The organism is Streptomyces sp. NPDC057099 (assembly GCF_042671245.1).
GTDB lineage: Bacteria > Actinomycetota > Actinomycetes > Streptomycetales > Streptomycetaceae > Streptomyces > Streptomyces purpurascens.
Map to the genome: position 1 here is coordinate 1 of NZ_JBHUTX010000121.1, position 374 is coordinate 374.

Annotated in this window: 1 pseudogene; it reads right to left on the reverse strand. The window is 68.7% G+C overall.

The window, feature by feature from the left end:
* Positions 1 to 296 (reverse strand): annotated as a pseudogene (locus tag ACFT4A_RS42455) (hypothetical protein); the annotation flags it as partial.
* Positions 297 to 374 lie beyond the last annotated feature (78 nt).

Genomic DNA, 374 nt, shown 5'->3' on the forward strand with positions numbered 1-374 from the left:
AGGTCGCGGCTGACGACCGTGTCGTCCTCCTGGGCCTCCTGGACCTTGGCCAGGTAGCGGGCGAGCGTCTGGGCGCCGGCCTTCGAGCGGTCGGCCGGGTCGACGCGCACGGCGCCACCCTTGCCGTTCTGGCCCCGGGCAGGCTTGGGCAGGCCAACGGCCTTGCAGCGCTTGACCCACCGCTCGAAGAGCTCCTGCTCCAGCTCGTCGGCGGCGGCCCGGGTCGCGGCCTCGTCGGTCCACAGCAGGGCGTGGATGTGGCTGTGCCACCCGTTCTTGCCGTCGGTGATCTCCACGGTGCGGGTGGTGCCCGCGATGCCGTGGCGGTCTTGGTTGTCTTTTAGACTTATGAGGTCCTTGGAGTTTACTTAGTT